Source organism: Lysobacter sp. OAE881, assembly GCF_040546665.1.
GTDB classification, from domain to species: Bacteria; Pseudomonadota; Gammaproteobacteria; order Xanthomonadales; family Xanthomonadaceae; genus Lysobacter_J; species Lysobacter_J soli.
Genome location: NZ_JBEPOG010000001.1, coordinates 2,557,261 through 2,576,987, shown reverse-complemented (window position 1 = coordinate 2,576,987; position 19,727 = coordinate 2,557,261). Strand labels below are relative to the sequence as shown.

Annotated in this window: 18 protein-coding genes and 1 pseudogene; 3 read left to right on the top strand and 16 right to left on the bottom strand. The window is 67.6% G+C overall.

Annotated elements, in window-relative coordinates; translation table 11 throughout:
* Window positions 1–2: 2 nt before the first annotated feature.
* The 10 genes and pseudogenes from pgaA to ABIE51_RS11870 form a co-directional block, all read right to left on the bottom strand.
* Window positions 3–2,021, bottom strand: a complete 2,019-nt coding sequence (gene pgaA / locus ABIE51_RS11915; RefSeq protein WP_192630888.1) for a poly-beta-1,6 N-acetyl-D-glucosamine export porin PgaA — start codon at window positions 2,019–2,021, stop codon at window positions 3–5.
* A gap of 121 nt (window positions 2,022–2,142) precedes the next feature.
* Entirely contained in the window at window positions 2,143–3,084 is a 942-nt protein-coding gene (locus tag ABIE51_RS11910; RefSeq protein ID WP_192630887.1) for an alpha/beta fold hydrolase, read from the bottom strand.
* Window positions 3,085–3,172: 88 nt separating this feature from the next.
* A complete protein-coding gene (locus ABIE51_RS11905; RefSeq protein WP_192630886.1) occupies window positions 3,173–3,997 on the bottom strand; it encodes a bestrophin-like domain in 825 nt (274 codons plus the stop codon).
* Between the two features lie 72 nt (window positions 3,998–4,069).
* A complete protein-coding gene (locus ABIE51_RS11900; protein ID WP_354504873.1) occupies window positions 4,070–5,752 on the bottom strand; it encodes a sulfatase-like hydrolase/transferase in 1,683 nt (560 codons plus the stop codon).
* Window positions 5,733–6,404, bottom strand: a pseudogene (locus ABIE51_RS11895) (sulfatase-like hydrolase/transferase); the annotation flags it as partial. The gene ABIE51_RS11900 and the pseudogene ABIE51_RS11895, both read right to left, overlap by 20 nt.
* A 108-nt stretch (window positions 6,405–6,512) precedes the next feature.
* Window positions 6,513–6,989: a hypothetical protein gene (locus ABIE51_RS11890; protein WP_354504143.1), complete on the bottom strand. Its 477-nt coding sequence runs from the start codon at window positions 6,987–6,989 to the stop codon at window positions 6,513–6,515.
* A 204-nt stretch (window positions 6,990–7,193) separates the two neighbouring features.
* Window positions 7,194–8,117, bottom strand: coding sequence for a polyphosphate kinase 2 (gene ppk2, locus ABIE51_RS11885; protein WP_192630885.1), 924 nt, complete (start codon window positions 8,115–8,117; stop codon window positions 7,194–7,196).
* The gene (locus ABIE51_RS11880; RefSeq protein WP_192630884.1) at window positions 8,114–9,790 is read right to left on the bottom strand and encodes a SulP family inorganic anion transporter; all 1,677 of its coding nucleotides are present in this window, start codon (window positions 9,788–9,790) and stop codon (window positions 8,114–8,116) included. The genes ppk2 and ABIE51_RS11880 overlap by 4 nt, the downstream gene beginning before the upstream one ends.
* Window positions 9,777–10,061 (bottom strand): hypothetical protein, encoded by a 285-nt coding sequence (locus tag ABIE51_RS11875; protein WP_157030411.1) that lies wholly within the window; start codon window positions 10,059–10,061, stop codon window positions 9,777–9,779. Before ABIE51_RS11875 ends, ABIE51_RS11880 begins: the two co-directional genes overlap by 14 nt.
* Window positions 10,062–10,184: 123 nt before the next feature.
* Window positions 10,185–10,727, bottom strand: coding sequence for a hypothetical protein (locus tag ABIE51_RS11870; RefSeq protein ID WP_192630883.1), 543 nt, complete (start codon window positions 10,725–10,727; stop codon window positions 10,185–10,187).
* Between the two features lie 160 nt (window positions 10,728–10,887).
* On the opposite strand from ABIE51_RS11870, the gene ABIE51_RS11865 reads away from it, so the two are divergent.
* Window positions 10,888–11,085, top strand: coding sequence for a hypothetical protein (locus ABIE51_RS11865; protein WP_115841578.1), 198 nt, complete (start codon window positions 10,888–10,890; stop codon window positions 11,083–11,085).
* Here ABIE51_RS11865 and ABIE51_RS11860 read toward each other — a convergent pair.
* The 6 genes from ABIE51_RS11860 to lexA form a co-directional block, all read right to left on the bottom strand.
* Window positions 11,082–11,867, bottom strand: coding sequence for a TSUP family transporter (locus ABIE51_RS11860; RefSeq protein WP_192630882.1), 786 nt, complete (start codon window positions 11,865–11,867; stop codon window positions 11,082–11,084). The two genes, ABIE51_RS11865 and ABIE51_RS11860, sit on opposite strands and share 4 nt — an antisense overlap.
* A 541-nt stretch (window positions 11,868–12,408) precedes the next feature.
* A complete protein-coding gene (locus tag ABIE51_RS11855) occupies window positions 12,409–12,825 on the bottom strand; it encodes a hypothetical protein (RefSeq protein WP_192630881.1) in 417 nt (138 codons plus the stop codon).
* A gap of 112 nt (window positions 12,826–12,937) precedes the next feature.
* Window positions 12,938–16,216, bottom strand: a complete 3,279-nt coding sequence (locus tag ABIE51_RS11850) for an error-prone DNA polymerase (RefSeq protein ID WP_192630880.1) — start codon at window positions 16,214–16,216, stop codon at window positions 12,938–12,940.
* 10 nt (window positions 16,217–16,226) lie between these two features.
* The gene (locus ABIE51_RS11845) at window positions 16,227–17,681 is read right to left on the bottom strand and encodes a Y-family DNA polymerase (protein ID WP_192630879.1); all 1,455 of its coding nucleotides are present in this window, start codon (window positions 17,679–17,681) and stop codon (window positions 16,227–16,229) included.
* Window positions 17,682–17,690: 9 nt separating this feature from the next.
* Window positions 17,691–18,332: a translesion DNA synthesis-associated protein ImuA gene (imuA, locus tag ABIE51_RS11840; RefSeq protein WP_192630878.1), complete on the bottom strand. Its 642-nt coding sequence runs from the start codon at window positions 18,330–18,332 to the stop codon at window positions 17,691–17,693.
* Window positions 18,332–18,952, bottom strand: coding sequence for a transcriptional repressor LexA (gene lexA / locus ABIE51_RS11835; RefSeq protein ID WP_192630877.1), 621 nt, complete (start codon window positions 18,950–18,952; stop codon window positions 18,332–18,334). The genes imuA and lexA overlap by 1 nt, the downstream gene beginning before the upstream one ends.
* 189 nt (window positions 18,953–19,141) lie before the next feature.
* On the opposite strand from lexA, the gene ABIE51_RS11830 reads away from it, so the two are divergent.
* Entirely contained in the window at window positions 19,142–19,321 is a 180-nt protein-coding gene (locus ABIE51_RS11830; RefSeq protein WP_192630876.1) for a type II toxin-antitoxin system HicA family toxin, read from the top strand.
* Between the two features lie 8 nt (window positions 19,322–19,329).
* The gene (locus ABIE51_RS11825; protein ID WP_192630875.1) at window positions 19,330–19,725 is read left to right on the top strand and encodes a type II toxin-antitoxin system HicB family antitoxin; all 396 of its coding nucleotides are present in this window, start codon (window positions 19,330–19,332) and stop codon (window positions 19,723–19,725) included.
* The last annotated feature ends 2 nt before the right edge of the window (window positions 19,726–19,727 follow it).

Below are 19,727 nucleotides of genomic sequence, written 5' to 3'. Positions count from 1 at the left end.
CGTCAGAACCTCTGGTCCAGGCGCACGTAGAGGCTCACCGAGCGCTCCATGTCGCCGTCGTAGGCCTGCCAGCCGCACGCCACGCCGTACTGCCATTCGGTGCGCGGATCGTGCCGGTAGACCTGTCCGTACTCGATGCTGCCGACGGCATCGTGCCCGTAACCGGATTGCCAGTAATCGCCGATCGTCGCGATGAGCCGCTGTCCAAGGCTGCGTTCGTACCGGCGCCACAGGCGATGGCGCAGGTCGGCCGTGAGCGACACCGAACGGTCGCGCTCCGGGTTGAAATACGGCGCGTCGCGCAGCGAGTTTTTCGACGCGTACACCGCCGGGCGCAGCACGAGCTCCAGGCCCGGCCGTTCGAACGCGACGCCTGCAAAATCGAGCGTACCCTCCCAGCGGCGGTTGCCGTCCGTGAAATCCAGCGTGCTCGCAGACAGCGACGCCACGGCCGATTCGCTCCATGCATGCGTCGCGCTGACCCTCGCGGCATCAGCGCGAATCCCGGCTTCGACGGCGCGCAGCGGCGTGGCCGATGAAAACGCCTCGTAGCCAGCGCCGAAGGTCCAGTGATCGTCAGGTTGCCATTCGACGCTGGCGTCGGCACCGCCGTGCGACAGCAGGCCGTGGTTCGACCACGCGACCAGTTCGAACGTCACGTCGGGCCATCGCCCTTCGAGGCCCGCGCCATAGCGGTTTCGCGTGAGCCGGTCGTCGTCCGGCTCGTCGACTTCACGCTCCGCCGCGGCGAGCCAGCGCCATCGTTCGCCCAACGGGGGCGTGTAGACGCGTGCGGATGCGGTCAGTCCGCTGCCCGGCGCGTTCGACCCACCGCCATCCGCGCGACGCGGCTGGATCGACACCGACAGCTGCGCGCCGTGGTAGGCGTCGATTTCGTCCTGCAGGCGTTGCAGTCGCGTGTTTTCGGGTTGGATCGCCGCGAGTGACTGCGCTCGCGCTTCGGCCGCCCTCCACTGACGCCGGTTGAATTGCGCTTCCGCTAGCGCGATGCCGATGGTCAGGTCGTCGGGCGCCAGACCATGCGCGATGCGGATCTCGTCGTGCGCGAGGCGCGGCCAGCCGCGCGCGCTCGCGATTTCGCCCTGTTCCAGCCGCAGGTACGGCGCGGCCGGCGCCTGTTGCGCGATGGGATGCAGCACGCGCCATGCTTCGTCGGGCGTATCGCCGTAGCGGCGCGATTGCGACCACAGGATCCGCGTGTCGAGCCAGTCGGGATCGGGCTTCAGGCGCTGCGAGATGCCGGACCGGCGCGTCGGCGTCGACTTCGCCGCGAGCGCATCGACCGTCGCGAACGCCGCGTCGAAATCCTCCGACTCGATCTGCGCATAGAACTGCCCGATGCGTGCGTCGCGGTTCGTCGCGTCCTGCGTCAGTACATCGCGATATGCGACAAGTGCGTCTTCCGGCCGACGCAACGCGAGCAGCGCATCGGCTTGCGCCTGTCGCACGTAAGGCGGCAGCGGGCCGCCCATCTGCAGCGCTTCGGCCATCGCCAGCGCATCGGCCCAGCGCTCGCGATCGCGCAACGCGACGACGAGGTCGCCCTGAAGCCGTCGTTCGAGGCCAACGTCACGCACCGGCATCGCGCGCGCTTCGACGAGCAGTGCGTCCAGCGTCGCGATCGCCGCATCGGTGGTCTCGAAGCGACGCGTCGGATCGAGCGACACCTGCGAACCCCAGCGCACCGTTTCAGCGGCCATGCGGCTGCGCACGCCGATGTCGGCGTCCGGTCCGAGCACACGCGCCGCGGCCTGCGGCGCGCCCAGTTCCATCAGCACGTCGGCCACGGCGCGGCGCGCATCACGATCGCCGGGACGCTCCTGGAGTGCGAGCGAGAACTCGCGCAACGCAGCGTGGCGATCGCCGGCGCGAAGCAGGACGCGTCCCTGCTGCATGCGCGCATCGAACGACGGCGATGCATCCCGTTCGGCCGCACGAACGCCGGCCATGGCGATGGCCGACAGCAGCAACGACAACGCCAGTCGAACTGCAGCGCCCATTGGCGGGACCGACCATGGTTCCTCGGCCCAGAAGCGCCGAGCGGCGTTATGCGGGCGTGAAATGCACCCGCGTGGGGGGCACGGCGTCCGGACGCCAGCACCCGGACGCTGGGGCGGTAGCTCAGTGGCTGGCCAGGAACGGCAGGATCACGTCCAGCGCCTGCTGCGGCTGTTCTTCCATGATCCAGTGCCCCGAGTTCTGGATGACGGCGCCATCGACGTTCGTCGCGACGTACTCCAGTTCGGTCTTCATGTTGGCGCCATAGGACTTGTCGCCGCCGATCGCCAGCACCGGGATGGTGAGCTTGCCGGTCTTCGCAAAGGTGGCCTTGTTCTCTTCTGCATCGCGCGAGAACGCCTCGAACTGCCCGCCGAACGCGTTGTGGATAGCCCCGGGGCGTGCATAGAGTTCGGCGTAGTGTTGGCGCGTGGCTTCGTCGATGCGCGAAGGATCGCCGCCCAGGTCGTTGTAGAAGCGGTCGAGCAGGATGCGCTCGCGTCCCGCGACCAGCCGCTCCACATCGGGCCCGCGGAAGTTGAAGTGCCACACGCGCGGGTTCACCAGCTGCGCTTCCCACGTTCCCATGCCGGGCAGCGGCGCGTCCATGACGACCCAGGACGTCACGCGATCGGGATAGTGCGTGGCCAGCGCATAGCCGACCATGTTGCCGATGTCGTGCGTCACCAGCTGCACCTTCTTCACCTTGAGCTGGTCGAGCATCGCGGCGAGATCGCGCGCCTGCGCGGCCTTCTCGTAGCCGCTTTCGGGATGCGACGACAGCCCCATGCCGCGGAGGTCGGGCACGATCACGGTGTGGTCCTTCACCAGCACGGATGCCAGCGGCTCCCACATGTCGCCGGTGTCGCCGAAGCCGTGCAACAGCACCACTGCCGGACCTTTGCCCCCGATGCGGACGTGCTGCGTGCCGTCGGTGACCGCCATCTCGCGTTCGTGGAAGCTGGACGGGTAGGGGCGGACATCGGCGGCGGCTTCGACGAGCGCCAGCGACGAAAGCAGGACCACGGCGAACAACGCACGGACGGTGGACGGCGAGCGATGCATGGCGATCTCCACGAGAGGTGAGGGTGTCGGCGGTGATGCGATCACCGCAATGCCATCTGGTTCCAACGCAACGGCGCCGGCCGCGCGGTCATTCCTGTGTCGTCGAGCCGACAGGCGACACGCGCGGGATGCGCGCCGCCGGCGAGGGTGGGCCGAGCGAGTCGCGCAGGTCGAGCATCGGTTGTTGCGGCACGTTGATCTTTCCCGTCGAGGGCCGGTCGAGATCGACCACCAGCGTGGCGGCCAGCGTGAACAGGATCAGGAGCACCGTCGTCGATCTGCGATGTGCCGCCCGCTCGTAGCCGACCATCGCCGCGGCGAGCAGCGCGAACAGCCAGAGCAGGCGCAGGATGCGTTTGGGGATATGCGCCTGGCGCGTGGCGAAGCGCTCGGCGGCCAGGTCGATGGACTCATTCGCGGTGCTCACCAGCAGCGAGGCGCGCGGTGAATCGCGGAACGGCGCGATGACCGACATCAGCGCGGTCCACAGCTCCGTCTGCAGCGCTTCGGTACGCCTGTACTGGGCGAGTTCCTCGGCGTCCGTCGCCGCCTGCCCGAACGCGACCCGCGCATCGACGTAACGCCGCAACTGCGCTTCCATGCGCGCGCGGTCGACATCGTCCAGCAGCTGCATGCGCAGCCACGTGGTGCCGATCGCATTGGCTTCCTTCACGACAAGCTCCCTGCGCGCCTCGTAACGCGAGAGCGCGATGGAGAAGGTGAAGCCGATCAGCAACGCGAGCAGCCCCAGCACCGACGTCATGGCGAATGCTTCGGACTCGCCGGCTTCCCTCGGGCCCTGGCGCGCCCGCACGAACGCGCCGAGCTCGCGCGCCAGGATCAGGCTGGCGAAGAAGACCAGCGCCAGCACCCACAGCGGTGCGTACGGAAACGACGATGAAAACGACTCCATGCGATCCTCCCCGGAAGTCCACGAACATCGACGGCGCGGCCAGCCGCCGCGCCGTCGGCCCCGTCATGCCACTCAGTCGACGGCGAACGCCGCCGCCGCGAGCTTCTCCAGGTCGAGGTACTGCGACTTCTCGACCGTCACGCCGACGAACTTGATCTCGCCACCCGTGAACTCGCCGGGCGAGGTGTAGTCCTCGCTCACCGCATCGCCGCTGTCGCGCCCGATGCACAGGCCGTCGCCGGACAGCGTGAATTTGCCCAGCTGCGTGCGCATGTCGCCTTCGGCTTCCACCTGGTCGTTCACGTACAGCTTCGTCCTGCCGAGCGATTCGCCGTGTTCGCCGGCCTTTTCGCGCGTGAACTCCATGCCGACCGTGTACTTGCCGGGTTTCAGCATCGTCTTCGACACGAACTTCTGTTCCGGCTTGATGCCGAGGAAGTTGTAGACGTAATGCAGCTTGCCGTCCTTCACGAACAGGCTGTGCCCGCCGAAGCGCGAACCATGCGCGAAGATCACGCCGGAGCACTGGCTGTCCTTGACCTCGATGTCGGCGAGGATCTTGTACGAGCGGCCGCGCACGTTGACCGCGACGCCCTCCGGCACGGGCGAGGTGCCGGGGTAGTAGATGTAGCGCTCGCGCGGTTCTTCCTCCGTCGGGCGTTCGACGCCCAGTACTTCGGCGGCGCTGCGGTCGTCGAGCGGCAGGACCTTGTTGATCTCGGCTTCGTCGAACCATGCCTTGATCAGTGCGTCCAGCTTGTCGGGATGTTGCGGGGCCAGGTTCGTCGATTCGGAGCGATCCTCGTCGACGTGGTACAGCTCCCACTGGTCCTGGTCGAAATGGCCCTTGCCAGTGAGCGGCGCGTGCAGCGCGGCGGCTTTCCAGCCGTTCTCCCAGATGCCGCGCGTGCCGAGCATCGAGTAGTACTGGCGCTTCTTCTGCGTCGGCGCATCGGGCTTGGCGTCGAAGGTGTATTTCATCGAGACGCCCGACAGCGGGTACTGCTCGACGCCGCGATACGTCTTCGGCATTTCCAGGCCGCAGGCCTCGAGGATCGTCGGCACGATGTCGACCGAGTGGTGGTACTGGTTGCGCACTTCACCCTTGGCCTTGATGCCCTTGGGCCAGTGGATGACCATCGGACATGCGGTGCCGCCGGCATACTCGGAGTAGCGCTTGAACATCTGGTACGGCGTGGAGAATGCGACCGCCCATCCGGTCGGGTAGTGGTTGTAGGTTTCCTGCCCGCCGAGGACGTCGAGGTACTTCAGGTTCTCGGACAGTTCGTCCGGGAAATTGTTGAAGAACTTGTTCTCGTTGACCGAGCCGCTGGGGCTGCCTTCGCCCGAGGCGCCGTTGTCGGCGCAGTAGAACACCAGCGTGTTGTCGAGCTGGCCGCTTTCTTCCAGATAGTCGATGAGGCGGCCGACCTGCACGTCGGTGTATTCGGAGAAACCGGCGTACACCTCCGCCATGCGCGCGAACAGCCGCTTCTCGTCGTCGTTGAGCGTGGCCCAGGGGCGCACCGCGTCGGCGGGATTGGCGACGTCGTCGGGCAGGGGATTGATCGGCGTGAGCTTCGTGCCCTCGGGCAGCATGCCTTTCTCGATCATTCGCGCCATCACCCACTCGCGATAGGCCTCGTAGCCGTCGTCGAACTTGCCCTTGTACTTGTCGATGTATTCCTTCGGCGCGTGGTGCGGCGCATGGTTCGCGCCCGGGGCAGAGCCACATGAACCACGGTTTGGACGGATTGCTTGCCTTCTGGTCGCGGATCATCTGCAGCGCCTGGTCGACCAGGTCGCGCGAGAGGTGATAGCCCTCGTCCGGCGAATACGGCTGGTCGATGAATTTGTTGTCCTCGGCCAGGTCGGGATACCACTGGTTGGTCTCGCCGCCGAGGAACCCGTAGAAGCGATCGAAGCCTTTCTGCACGGGCCACTCGGAGCGACTTGCGCCGGTCGCGATGTCCTGCTCGGGCACGTTGTGGTCCTTGCCAAGCCAGAACGTGCTGAAGCCGTTTTCCTGCAGCACCTGCCCGATGGTCGCGCATTCGGCCGGCAGGCGACCGCTCCATCCGGGATACCCCTGCGCGCCTTCGGTGATGCACGCCATCGCGTTGAGATGATGGTTGCGTCCGGTCAGGAACGTCGAACGCGTCGGCGAGCACAACGCCGTCGTGTGCCACTGCGTGTACGTCAGGCCGTTGTCGGCGAGCTTCTGCAACGTCGGCATGTTGATGCGACCGCCGTAGGGCTCCCATGCCGCCTGGCCGGTGTCGTCGTAGAGCACGATGAGGATGTTCGGCGCGCCCTTGGGTGCCTTCGCCAACGTGTATGGCGTCCAGTCGGGTTTGGAATCGCGGACATCGAGCTTGATGACGCCCTTGAACGGCTTGCTGGCCATGCGCTTAGCCTCCTGGCTGGGGTGGGCACGCGTGGCGCCCGTGACGGAAGGTGTCGTGCGGCGTGCGTGTCAGGATTCCAGTCGTTGCTGCGCTTCGTGCCGCTTTCGTCAGTGGGACCTGCGTCGGGCGATCAGGCGGGCGAAGCCGCCGCGCAGCAGCAGATACGGAACGAAGGCGAGCAGGATCGCGACGACGATCGCCTCCCACGGATAGAAGCGCTTCAACACGAAGGCCTGGTAGGCGAGGTCCATCACCAGGCCCATCGCGAGGATCTTCCCGGTCGCGTCCAGGCCTTCGAGCAGGCGCGCGCGACGGCGGACCGGATCGGTCATGACGGTCCAGAAATACGGCGAACGGCCCGTCTCCGCGTCCTTCTTGCCGTCCTTCCAGGCGGCGATGATCGCCATGACCGGTTGCAGCAGGAACCGGAACGACATCGGCCCCGAAGGCCGCTCGACGATGTCGAGCCAGAAGCGCTTCCACACGCCCGGTTCGGTGAACAGCGCATACGTGCCGAAGCACAGCGCCACGACGCCGAAGCCAATCGCGGCATGACGGGTCCACTGCCGGATCGCGGGATTCACGGGATCAGGCCCCTGCCACGATGCGTCGCGCACGCGCAGGCGAATCCGGCACGAAGGTGCGCGGGGGAACCGCCTCCATCCGCATCGCGAACGCCATGTGGGCGATCCGTCCACGCAGGGTGAAACGCGTGTCTACACCTTGTCGTGTGATCGGATGGTCAAACTTGCACGTGCGGCACCTGAAAAAGCGACGCCGCTACGTGCTCAATAGCGCTCTTCGACGTACTTGTACGGGTAGTCCGGCGGGGTGTAATCGCCGCGTTTCTGGCGCTTGGGGAACTTCACCTTCTCGCGCGGAAGCTCTTCGTACGGCACGTGTTCGAGCAGGTGCCGGATGATGTTCAACCGCCCGCGGCGCTTGTCGTCGGTGCGTGCGACGTACCACGGTGCGTGCGGCGTGTCGGTGGCGGTGAACATGTCGTCGCGTGCACGCGAGTAGTCGTACCAGCGGCTGTAGGACTTCAGGTCCATCGGAGAGAGCTTCCAGGTCTTGCGGCCGTCGTTGGCGCGTTCCTTCAGGCGGCGCTCCTGTTCCTCCTCGCTCACCTCCAGCCAGTACTTGAGCAGGATCACGCCCGACTTGACGATCGTCTTCTCCATCAGCGGGACGATCTGCAGGAACGTGCGCACCTTGTCTTCGGGCGTGAAGCCCATGACGCGTTCGACGCCGGCGCGGTTGTACCAGCTGCGATCGAAGATCACGATCTCGCCCGCGGCAGGCAGATAGCGCACGTAGCGCTGGATGTACATCTGGCTGCGTTCGCGATCGCTCGGCGCCGGCAGCGCGATGACGCGGAAGACGCGCGAACTCACGCGTTCGGTGATCGCCTTGATGGTGCCGCCCTTGCCGGCGGTGTCGCGGCCTTCGAACACGATGCACACGCGCAGGCCCTTGGCGACGACCCATTGCTGCAGCTTCACCAGTTCGACGTGAAGCCGCTCCAGCTGGTCCTCGTACTCGCTGCGCTTCATGCGGCCCGTGTCCTGTTTGGCTGCAGCGTCCTTGGATGCCTCGGGTTTGGCCTTCCCGTGGTTCGTCGAAGCGTGCTTCTTCTTCGCTTCGGTCTTCTTCGCGGCGCGTTTGCCGTTCCCTTCGGGGGATACGGCTTCGGACTTGCTGCGTTTCATGTCGGCGACTCCGCATGACGTGGCGCGGCCGCGGCTGCCTGCAGGCGCGCGACCGCGACTTCGAGGTTGAACAGCATCCGTTCCTCGCCCAGCACCTGGCCCAGCGGCGAGCGCTGGACCATCGCGTAGACCTCGGGATTGAGCTCGGCCAGCACCAGCTGCACGCCCGCGGCGCGATAGCGTCGCTCGGCTTCGACCAGCGCGTTGAGCGCGGAGTACTCCAGGTCGAACAGGCCGGACATGTCGATGACTACATAGCGCGGACGATGCTGCGCGATGAGCGGCCGGATCTTGTCCGCCACGCGTTCGGCGTTCATGAAGAACAGCCGGCCTTCCAGCTTCAGCAGTAGCAGGCCGGGGAAGGTTTCGTCGTCGGGATGCTCCGGCGACGGCGGGCGGAACACGTTCGTGCCGCGCTTGCGGCCGAGCACGCGCACCGGCGGGTCGGCCGCCTGCTGCGCGAGCGCCACCAGCGACACCACGATCGCCACGAGGATGCCCTTGAGCGTGCCGAGCAGCATCACGCCGGCGAACGCCGCCAGCGCCCACAGGAATTCCGTGCGGCGCACGCGCAGGATGTCGCGGAAATCGGCCGGGTGGATCAGGCCGATCGAATACACGATGACGAGCGCGGCCAGCGTGGCGTGCGGCATCAGCCCGATCAGCGGCGCGAGAAGCAACATCGTGGCGACCGTCGCGCCGGCGGTGAACACCTGCGCCATCTGGCTGCGCGCGCCGGCACGGCGGTTCACCGCCGTCTGCGACATGCCGCCGCCGGACGGCATCGCGCCGAAGAACGCACTGACCGCGTTGCCCGCGCCGGTGGCGAGCAGTTCGCGGTTCGCGCGCGGCAGCGGTTCGTGCGGCGCCTGGAACGCGCGGCCGACGGCGATGGTTTCGGTGAAGCTCATCAGCGCGATGCCGCACGCGCCGGGCCACAGCTGCTCGACGAGATCCAGGTCGGGCATCGTCAGGTGCGGAAATCCGCTGGGCACCGTGCCGACCAGATCAATGCCGTGGGCCTGCCATCCGAGCAAGCCTGCACCGGCGATTGCCGCCGCGACGGCGATCAATGGTGCCGGCCATTGCGGCCGGAAGCGTTCGATCAACGTCAGCAACGCGATGGTGCCGAGGCCCACCGCGAGCGTCGGCCATGACAGATGTCCGAGCCCGCGCACGACCTCGCCGATGTTGTGCAGGAACGAGCCCTTGTCGAAATGCAGGCCGAGCAGTTTCGGCAGCTGGTCGACGATGATCACCACGCCGATGCCGGCCTTGAATCCCACCAGCACCGGCAGCGAAATGAAGTTCGCGACGAAGCCCAGCCGCAGCAGCGACGCGGCGATGAGAATCGCGCCGACCATCAGCGTGAGCGTCGCGGTGACGGTGATGAGCCGCGCCGGATCGGCGTCGGGCACGATCATCGACAGTTCCGCGCCGGTGAGGATGGCGATGGTCGTCGTCGTGCTGACCGACAACGGTCGCGACGTGCCGAGCAGCACGTACACCAGCATCGGCACGAACGCGGTGTAGAGGCCGACTTCGATGGGCAGGCCGGCGATGGTCGCGTACGCTATCGCCTTCGGGATCACGACCGCAGCAGCGGTGAGCCCCGCGACGACGTCGCCGCGCAGCGGCCTGGTCCCCGGCACGGGCGACTCAGCGACGGCCACGTTCCTGTTCGTTCTCCAGCGCCTTGTTCACGATGTCGGCATACAGCTGCGAGATCCGCGCGCCGAGTTCATGGAACTGCGGATTGCGCTTGACGTACTGCTGGCCGCTCTTCGCATCGTCCAGCGCGGCCTTGAGGAAGGTGATGTCCTCGTCGGTGAGGCATTCGCCCGCATCGACGCGCTGCTTGACCGCGAGCGCGCGAGGAAGCCGGAACCGGAGCAGCCGGTCCAGCAGCGTCTGCAGCACGGCGTCGTCGTGTTCCTCGGGCATGGGGGGCTCCTCGCGGCCAACGCGACATGCCACCACCATAGGACCGCGCTGCGGGCGCCGGTATTGGCCCTTGGCCCACGTGCCCGGGCGATCGATGCCCGGATGCGGCGCGCGGCGTTTCCGTCAGCCGCCGATCACGTGCACCTTCGGCTGCCCGTTGACCTGCTCGAAGCGGATCCGATAGGTCAGGGTGACCGCCTGCGGGACGCTCTTGCCGCCGGCGCAACTGGCGTTCGCGCGTTCCTTGTCCTCCACGTTGCGGAAAACGCAGCGCAGCGCGGGATCGAATTTCCACGTCTTCGCCACGGTTTCGGACGCCGCGAGGAACTCGGGTTCGGCGTCGGTGGCGCAGTATTCCGATGCCGGCGCCTTGTGGACCACGGTCACCGCGCCCTTCTCGCTGATGCCCACCATCAGGCAGACGGTGCGCGGCGGGAGGTTCCGGGCGAGCAGCCCCTGCGGATAGTCCGGATGGACGTTCTTCGCGTCGTCCAGCGGCATCAGGAAGGACTCGTTTTCGGCCAGCACCATGCGGTTGTCCTGGGCGGCGGCCTTGGCGGCCGGCGCGGGTGCCGACGTCGCGGCCGCGGCGGTCTGGGCGTGCGACGGGGCGGCATGGCCGCAGGCGAGGGCGGCGGTACATCCCAGAGCGATCCACCTGGTCATCTGTCTCTCCCGTTCGAGGGCGTCAGGCCGCGGTTCGGCGGCCACTCGTATAAGCCGAACGCAACGGCCTCGCCCCGACCGGCCACGCCGGCGGAGGAGCCAATCCGGCCGAAAGTCCCGCCGGGGCCTGCCGATATCTCGGGAGAGGAGGAGGCCGCCCATGACCGACACGTTTCCCAGCCGACGCCAGCTGATCCTGGGCGTCGTCGCGATCGCATCGCTGGCGGTGCTGGGGTCGATGGCCGTAGCAACCCGCGCGGTCGACGAATGCCGCTCGGCCGTGTCGAGCGCGACCACGCCGTACAAGCTCGAAGTCGCGCTGCGCAGCGCGACCTGCCAGGAGGCGCGCAGCCGCTAGGCGTGAGCCATCACAAAGGCGCGCAGCGGATTGGCCGGGTCGGACAGCAGCTTCATCGTGAGCAGCAGCGACATGGTCACCAGCAGCGGGCGGATCACCTTGCCGCCCACGCGCATCGCCAGGTGCGCGCCGACCTGACCGCCGGCGACGCTCGACACCGCCATCAGCAGGCCGACGGCCCACAGCACGTGGCCGCCGATCACCAGCGTTATCAGGGCGGCGATGTTGCTGGAGAGATTGAGGAACTTGGTGTGCGCGGTGGCTGACACCAGCCCGAGCCCGAACAGCGCCACCAGCGCGGTCGTCAGGAACGAGCCCGTACCCGGGCCGAAGAAGCCGTCGTAGAAGCCGATAGCGGAGACGATCGCCACCAGCGCGATCGGCCCCATGCGGCCCTGGCGGTCTTCCTCGCTGGCCTTCGGCGCGAGCAGGAAATACACCACCATCAGGATCAGCAGCATCGGGATCAGGCCCGACAGGAACGCCGGGTTCAAGCGCTGCAACGTCCACGCGCCCAGCGCCGAACCGACGAAGGCGCCGAGCGCGGGCTTCAGGAACCGCCGGAAATCGATGCGCCCCTTGCGGGCGAAGGCGACCACCGCGCTCGCAGTACCGAAGCTGCTTTGCAGCTTGTTGGTGGCGATGGCGTTGACCGGCGGAATGCCGGCAGCCATCAGCGCGGGGATGGTCAGCAGCCCGCCGCCGCCCGCGATGGCGTCGATGAGACCGGCGACGAAGGCGACCGCCATGAGCAGGGCGATCGTGTCGGTGGCCAGTTCCATCGGGTGTCCGCGCGCGGGGAGGGGCGGGCATTGTAAGGCGGGCGTTTCGCGTGGAGGGTGCATCGCGACGCTAGAGCGCCTTTTGCTGTCATTCCCGCGAAGGCGGGAATCCATCCTTCAGCGATGGCGCGCTTTCCGCGGGCGTGCTGCTTTTGCTCGTCATTCCCGCGAAGGCGGGAATCCATCTTTCAGCAATGGCACGCTTCCCGCCGGCGTGCTGCCTTGCTCGTCATTCCCGCGAAGGCGGGATCCATCTTTCAGCGATGGCACGCTTCCCGCCGGCGTGATGCCCTTGCTCGTCATTCCCGCGAAGGCGGGAATCCATCTACCAGCGATGGCACGCTTCCCGCCGGCGTGATGCCCTTGCTCGTCATTCCCGCGAAGGCGGGAATCCATTCTTCGGCAATGGCACGCTTCCCGCCGGCGTGATGCGCCGGAACGATGGATCCCCGCCTTCGCGGGGATGACAGCTGAAAAGCGGGATGACGCTGAAAGCGGGATGACAGCTGAAAAGCGGACGCAGAACCGGACTGCCCTCGCGTCACCGCCCGTGATACGGCCCCTCGCCGAAGGCGATGTCCCAGCAGAACACCAGCGCGGCGATCATCAGCACGCCGTGGAAGCCGAAGGTCAGCAGCATGCCGAGCGTGAGGCGGCCCAGCGGCATGTCGCTGATGCGCGGGCCGGTGCGCAGGAAGAGGGCGTGGTACGCCAGCAGCGTGAGCCCGGTGCCGAGCGCGATGCGCAGCGTGCGCGTGATCGAGCGCGAGATGCGATGGCGCAGCGCTTCCACTGGCGTTTCAGCACGCACGTCGAGCACTTTGCAGCCGGCTTCGCCCAGTCGCGCGCGGGCGACGCGGTCGGCCAGCTCGGGATCGGCGAAGCGCCCGAACACCCGCGTGCGCGCCTCGCCGGTGCGCGGATCCAGGAAGGTCACGAAGTAGCGGGGTGCGTCCACGGACAGCCTCGGCTGCAGGGGGATGCGCGGCCCGAAGGGGCCGACATCGAGTTTGACGTGGCGAGCGGGCCCGACCGGACATTCGCGCGCGGATTCAGCGCGGTGATGGTCGCTAGCGGAAATCCCGCGACGGCGACTGCAGTTCGCCGAGCATCCCGCTCAGGTCGGTCAGGTGGGCGGCGATGAGGTGTTCCACGCCGTCCACACGCTCCCAGCGGCCGCGCACGGACAGCAGCGTGGAATCCAGCAGCGGCTTGCGCTGGCGCGCGGCGAGGTCGGGCCAGACGATCACGTTGATCATCCCGTGCTCGTCTTCCAGTGTGACGAAGATCGTGCCCTTCGCCGTGGCCGGGCGCTGGCGCTGCGTGACCAGCCCGGCGACGTGCACGCCGCGACCGTGGCGCGTGTCGCGCAGCTCGCGCGATCCCTTGATGCGCTGCGCATCCAGGTGTGGGCGCAGCAGCGCCATCGGGTGCGACGACAGGCTCAGGCCCGTGGCGCGGTAATCGGACAGGATTTCCTCGCCGATGCGCGGCGCGGGCAGGGCGATCTCGTCCTCGTCCGGGCTGCCGGGCAGCAGCGGCCGGCGGCGTTCGAGCCCCGCGACCGACCAGCGCGCGTTGTGGCGATGGCCGACCAGGCTTTTCAGCGCGTCGGCCTCGGCCAGCGCCTTGCAGGTCTTCTCGTCCAGCCCGGCGCGCTGACGCAGATCCTGCAGGTCGGTGAATGCACGACGCGCACGCGCGGCCGCGATCGCCTTGCCCGATGTTTCGGACAGCCCCTTGACCTCGCGCAGCCCGAGGCGGATCGCCGGCTGCGTGCGTTCGTCGCCACCGACGAGCGTGCAATCCCAGTCGCTGTGCATGACGTCCACCGGCAGCACGTCCACGGCTTCGCGCATGGCGCGTGCGCGTTCGATCTCGCTGGCGAATTCGTCCGGCGCGCGTCTGGGCGAACCGCGCCGCGCGTCCTGCACGATCTGGCTGGGCGAATAGAAGCCCATCGGCTGCGAATTCAGCAGCGCGCATGCGAAGGCCGCCGGTTCGTGGCGCTTCAACCAGCAGCTCACGTAGACCAGCTTGGCGAACGAGGCCGCGTGGCTCTGCGGGAAACCGTACGAACCGAAGCCCTTGATCTGCTCGAAGATCTGCTCGATGAAGGTTTCGGAATATCCCTTCTCTCGCATGCATTCGCGGATGCGCACGCGATGCGGCTCCATGTCGCCGCCCACGCGCCAGGCGGCCATCGATCGCCGCAGCCGGTCGGCTTCGTCGTCGCTGTAGCCGGCATGCATCACCAGCTCCATCACCTGCTCCTGGAACAGCGGTACGCCGAGCGTGGGCTTGAGGATTTCCTCGACCTCGGGCGACGGATATTCCACCGGTTCCTTGCCCATGCGGCGTCGCAGGTACGGATGCACCATGCCGCCCTGGATCGGCCCCGGTCGCACGATCGCCACTTCGATGACGAGGTCGTAGAACTTCTCGGGTTTCAGGCGCGGCAGCATCGTCATCTGCGCGCGCGATTCGATCTGGAACACGCCCACCGTGTCGGCGCGCTGGATCATCGCGTAGGTGGGCTTGTCTTCCTTGGGCACCGTGGCGAGTTCGTAACGCCGGCCGCGGTGTTTTTCCACCAGGTCCAGCGCCTTGCGGATGCAGGTCAGCATGCCCAGGGCCAGGCAGTCGACCTTCAGCAGCTTCATCGTCTCCAGGTCGTCCTTGTCCCACTGGATGATGGTGCGGTCGTCCATCGCCGCGTTTTCCACCGGCACCACCGTCGACAATGGCGCCTGCGAAATCACGAAGCCGCCGACGTGCTGCGAGAGGTGGCGCGGATGGTTTTCCAGCTGCGCGGTCACGACCAGCACGCGCTGGATCAGCGGGTTCTTCGGATCGAAGCCGGACTCGAGCAGGCGCTGTTCCATTTCGGTGCCGGCGTTACCCCAGCCGTAGCAGCCGGCGAGCAGCGCGACCTGGTCGGGCGGCAAACCGAACGCCTTGGCTACATCGCGCACCGCGCTCTTGCCGCGGTAGCGGATCACCGTCGCCGCCAGTGCGGCGCGTTCGCGGCCGTATTTGGTGTAGACGTACTGCAGCACTTCCTCGCGGCGTTCGTGCTCGAAGTCCACGTCGATGTCGGGCGGCTCGTTGCGTTCCTTCGACAGGAACCTCGCCATCAGCAGGCGGCTTTCGGCGGGATCCACCGACGTGATGCCCAGCGCGTAGCACACGGCCGAATTGGCCGAAGACCCGCGCCCCTGGCAGAGGATGTTCCGGCTGTTGGCGAAACGGACGATGTCCTCGACGGTAAGGAAGAACGCCTCGTACTTCAGCTCGGCGATGAGCGCGAGCTCCGATTCGATCTGCCCGACGATCTTCGCCGGAACGCCTTCGGGCCAGCGACGGCGCATGCCGGCGAACGTCAGGTTGCGCAGGTGCGAGGCGGGCGTTTCACCGCTTGGCACCAGTTCGAACGGATACTCGTAGTTCAGGTCTTCGTCGAGCTTGAACGTGCAGCGCTCGGCGAGTTTCACCGCGTTGTCGAGCAGTTCGTGCGGATGGATGTTCGCCAGCGTGCGGCGCGCGCGCAGGTGGCGTTCGCCGTTGCGGAACAGGTGCGCGCCGCATTCGTCCAGCGGCAGGTTGTGCCGGATCGCGGTCATCGTGTCCTGCAGCATGCGCTGGCGACGCGTGGCCATGTGCACGTCGCCGCACGCGACCGGCGTCATGTCGAGCGAAGCGGCCAGCGTCATCAGCATGTGCAGGCGCGCATCGTCGTCGTCTTCACGATGCAGTTCGACGGCCAGGTGCGTGCGATCTCCGAATACCGTGCGCAGCCAGCGTCCGGCCTGTTCGTCCGGCGTCTTTCCGGGCGCGTGATCGGGCAGCCACAGCGCGAATACGCCGGGGTCGTGGATTCCAAACACCGCTTCCACGTCTGCGCGCGTGAGCTTGTACGTGCCTTTTCCGGCGGCACGGCGCCCGCGCGTGATGAGTTCGCACAATCGCGTGTAGCCGGTGGCGTTTTCTACCAGCAGGACGAAACGCGTGTCGTCGACCAGGCGGAATTCGCTGCCGACGATCAACTTCACGTTGGTCGCCCTGGACGCTTCCAGCCCGCGCACGATGCCGGCGAGCGAGCACTCGTCGGTGATCGCCAGCGCCTGGTAGCCGCAGTGCCGGGCGCGTTCGAACAGTTCCTCCGCGCTCGCCGCGCCGCGCAGGAAGCTGAAATCGGACAGGCAATGCAGTTCGGCGTACGGCGGCGCGTCGTCGTCGACGTCGTCGTTGGCCGCATGGCGAAGGCGCAGGCCGACCTGCAATGCGCGCGGTACGCGATCGCCAGGCGTTTCGCGATCCACGCCGTCGATGGCGTCGTCCCAGCTCATGCATGCGTGCTCATGCGAACCAGCCGTGCAGCATCCATTCGCCGCGCTTGCCCGGATCGGCGAATGCCCAGGCGCGCTGCCCCTGCGGGGTTTCCAGCACGTAGTAATCGCGGCGGACGTCGTCGTCGTCCCACCAGCCACTTTCCAGCCGTTCCGGGCCCGACACGATGCGCAGGCCGGACTGGCGCAGCGGCACCGGATGCTCCAGCAGCCACGTGGGGCGGGGCGGACGCACGGGCGCGGGCGCATCGCACGCGGCGTCCTCGTCTATGCCTGCGGCGCGCCAGGCGCGTTCGGGCCGCGGATCGCCCGTCGGCGCGATGCGGTACACCGCGTCGTCGCCGAGCCGCGCGCGCAGGCGTTCGCGCAGTTGCGGCCACGGCATCGCCTGCGAGGGGCGCGTGTCGAACAGGTCGCGCGCGGCGGGCACGAACGGCGGCAGTTCGCGCGCGAGCAGGCGCAGCCCGACGACGGGTTTGTCGATCGACGCCTGTTCCAGCCGGTTGCGTGCGATGTCCATCAGCAGCGATGCATCGCGCTCGGCGGCGAGCAGGCCGACCTGCACGTCGGTGTGGCTTTTCTCGCGCACGCCGGCCTCGCGCCGGAGCACTTCGTGTTCCAGCCGGATCACGAACCGCTGCACGCCACCGTCGCGCGTGGACAGGTACACGGCAAGGTCGTTGACCAGTCGCCGCAGCGGGAACAGCAGCGCCTGGTGGCTCTCCACCTCGTAGCCCAGCTCCACGCGCGAATCGAAATGATCGGGCGGCTGGTAGCAATCCAGCGGATCGTCGGCGATGCCGTAGAGGCGGTCGAGGTGTTCCAGCAGCGGCAGCCCGAAACGGCGCCGGATGCCATCGCGCGGCAGTTCGCGCAGTTCCTTCAGCGAGCCGATGCCCATGCGGTGCAACCGCACGCCGGCTTCGTCCGGCAGCGCGGCGCGGCGGATCGGCACGCGATCGAGCGTCGGTGCGAGCGCATTGCGATCGGACAGCGCGTAGCCGTCACGCAATCCGGCGAACACCTGCGCCGCACGCGGCGTCGGCGCCAGTGCGATGCGGTGCTGGAAGCCGAGTGCGTCGAGTTCGCGACGCAGCTTCGCTTCCAGCTGCGGCCACGGGCCGAAGAGGCGGAAGCTTGCGCTGGCTTCCAGCACGATCGCGCCCGGCCATTGCGCGCTCACCAGCGAACTGTGCCGGTACGCCCACGCGGCGAGGAAGCGATGCGCGCGCGCGTCGCGCTGTTCGTCGTGATCGCGCAGCGTCGCTTGCGCGCACAGCGCGTTCGCGGCGGTCAGTCGCATGCCGGGGCGCAGACCGGCTTCGGCCGCGGAGGCGTTGACCGACAGCAGCGTGCGCAGTTGTGCCGGCCCGGTGACCAGGGCGAGCGGGTGCGTGCGGTCGTCGACGTCGCGCAGGACGGCGTCGAGCGCCAGGTGCGGCAGGCGGATGCAGGCCCAGAGCACGGCAGGACCTCAGCCGGGCAAGCCGGCGTGCAGCGGTGGCGCGAATCCTTGCGAGGGAACCTGGCCACCGCGGCATTTGCGGATGCGCCAGTCGTTTTCGACGCGCTCGATGCGAAGCGCGGCGGGCGAGGGGTTGTCGGCGTGCCGGCTGTCGCGCACGGCGAAGCCGAGGCATTCGCCGGTATCGGCCGCCACCTGCAGGCGGCGCAGCGCCGTACCGTCGGCATTGGACGGCCAGCCCAGCACGGCCGAAAACGCGGCGCTGCGCAGGCATTGTTCGAAGGCCCACAGCGCGCTTTTCGAACCGGACTGTGCGTTCGTGTCGACGATTTCCAGATAGCGAAGATCCACGCCCGCGCGTTGCCACGCCGGCGCATACGGACAGAACGGCGGCGCGATCAGCGCGACGAGGCGGCCGGCCTGCGTCATCCGCGCGATCGTCGGCATCAGCAGCGTCAGTTCGCCCACGCCTTCCACCGGAATCAGCAACTCGCTCAGCGCGCCCTGCGGCCAGCCGCCGTGCGGGAGCAGGGCGTCGAGTGCGGCAAAACCCGTCGATTCGCCCAGCGGCGCAGGCGCGGCCTGTCGCCCCGCGCGCCAGACGGTGCGCGCGGACAGCAGCGATTCGAGCGGGACGACCTGCGCGCCCATCAGTCGGTGCGCACCAGGCCGCAGTAGAGCCCTTCGATGGCGAAATCGCTGCCGGGTGGCACGTCGATGGGCGGGTAGTCGGGATTGCGCGGCAACAGGCGGATGCCGCGCGCGTTGCGCTCCAGGCGCTTGATGGTGATTTCCTCGTCGATGCGCGCGATCACGATTTGTCCGTCGCGGGCATCGCTCGTGCGTTTCACCGCGACCAGGTCGCCGTCGAAGATGCCTTCCTCGCGCATCGAATCGCCCTGCACGCGCAGCAGGTAGTCCGGCTCGGTGGAGAACAGCGCGCGGTCGATGTGCAGTTCGCGTTCGACATGCGCATCGGCACCGATCGGCGCGCCCGCGGCGACGCGGCCGAGGACGGCGAGGGTGAGCCGGTCGTCGTCGCGCTGCGGCTTGGGCCGGGATGTGGCGAGCCGGATGCCACGCGCCTGGTTCGGACGCACCTGCAGGTGCCCGGCCTGTTCCAGCCGCCGGACGTGCTTGTGCGCCGCGCACGCCTGCCGGAAGCCGAACGCATCGGCGATCTGCTGCAGCGTCGGAGGCAGGCCCTCGGCGTGGGTGTGATCCTGGATGAAGGCGAGGATCTGCGCCTGGCGAGCGGTGAGGTCGGACATCTATACGGCCCTGGTCGAGGTAAAAATCTATTTACCTTCACGTCCACGGGCAAGCCCGGGCTTTGGCCGATCTAAGCGCGGCGGTGTATCACCGGCTGCGACATCTTCTTAGTCAAAGGGTTGCAGGACTTACTTCAATCCCGCCGCAGGTCGATATCCTGCCTCCCGACCTGAGTGTGTATCATCCACATGACGAAAAGCGCGGATGTGATCCGGGATCTGGAGCGGGCGGGCTGGACGCTAGCCCGAGTCAGCGGCTCGCATCACATCTTCACCAAACCCGGAAACCCGCCGATTTCGGTACCGCACCCGAAGAAGGATCTCGGTGCGGGCCTGGTCCACAAGCTGCGCAAGCAGGCCGGCCTGTAGGAGGCGCCATGCACTATCCCATTGCGATCGAACACGGTGATGAGACGCATGCCTTCGGCGTCGTCGTGCCTGACCTCCCAGGCTGTTTCTCGGCCGGCGACACGCTGGAAGAAGCCATCGTCAATGCCGCGGAGGCAATCAGCCTCTGGCTCGAGGATGCGCTGGATCTGACGCAGGCGATTCCCGCGCCGTCGCCTGTCGACCGCTGGGCGAACGATCCCGAGTACCAGGGCTGGACGTTCGCGCTGGTGAAGGTCGATCCCGCCGCGCTCGACGACACCATCGAGCGGGTGAACATCACCTTGCCGCGGCGCGTGCTGCATCGTCTCGACCAGCGCGCCCGTGCTGCCGGCGAGACGCGCTCGGGTTTCATTGCACGTCTTGCGTTGAACGACGCCGCCTGACA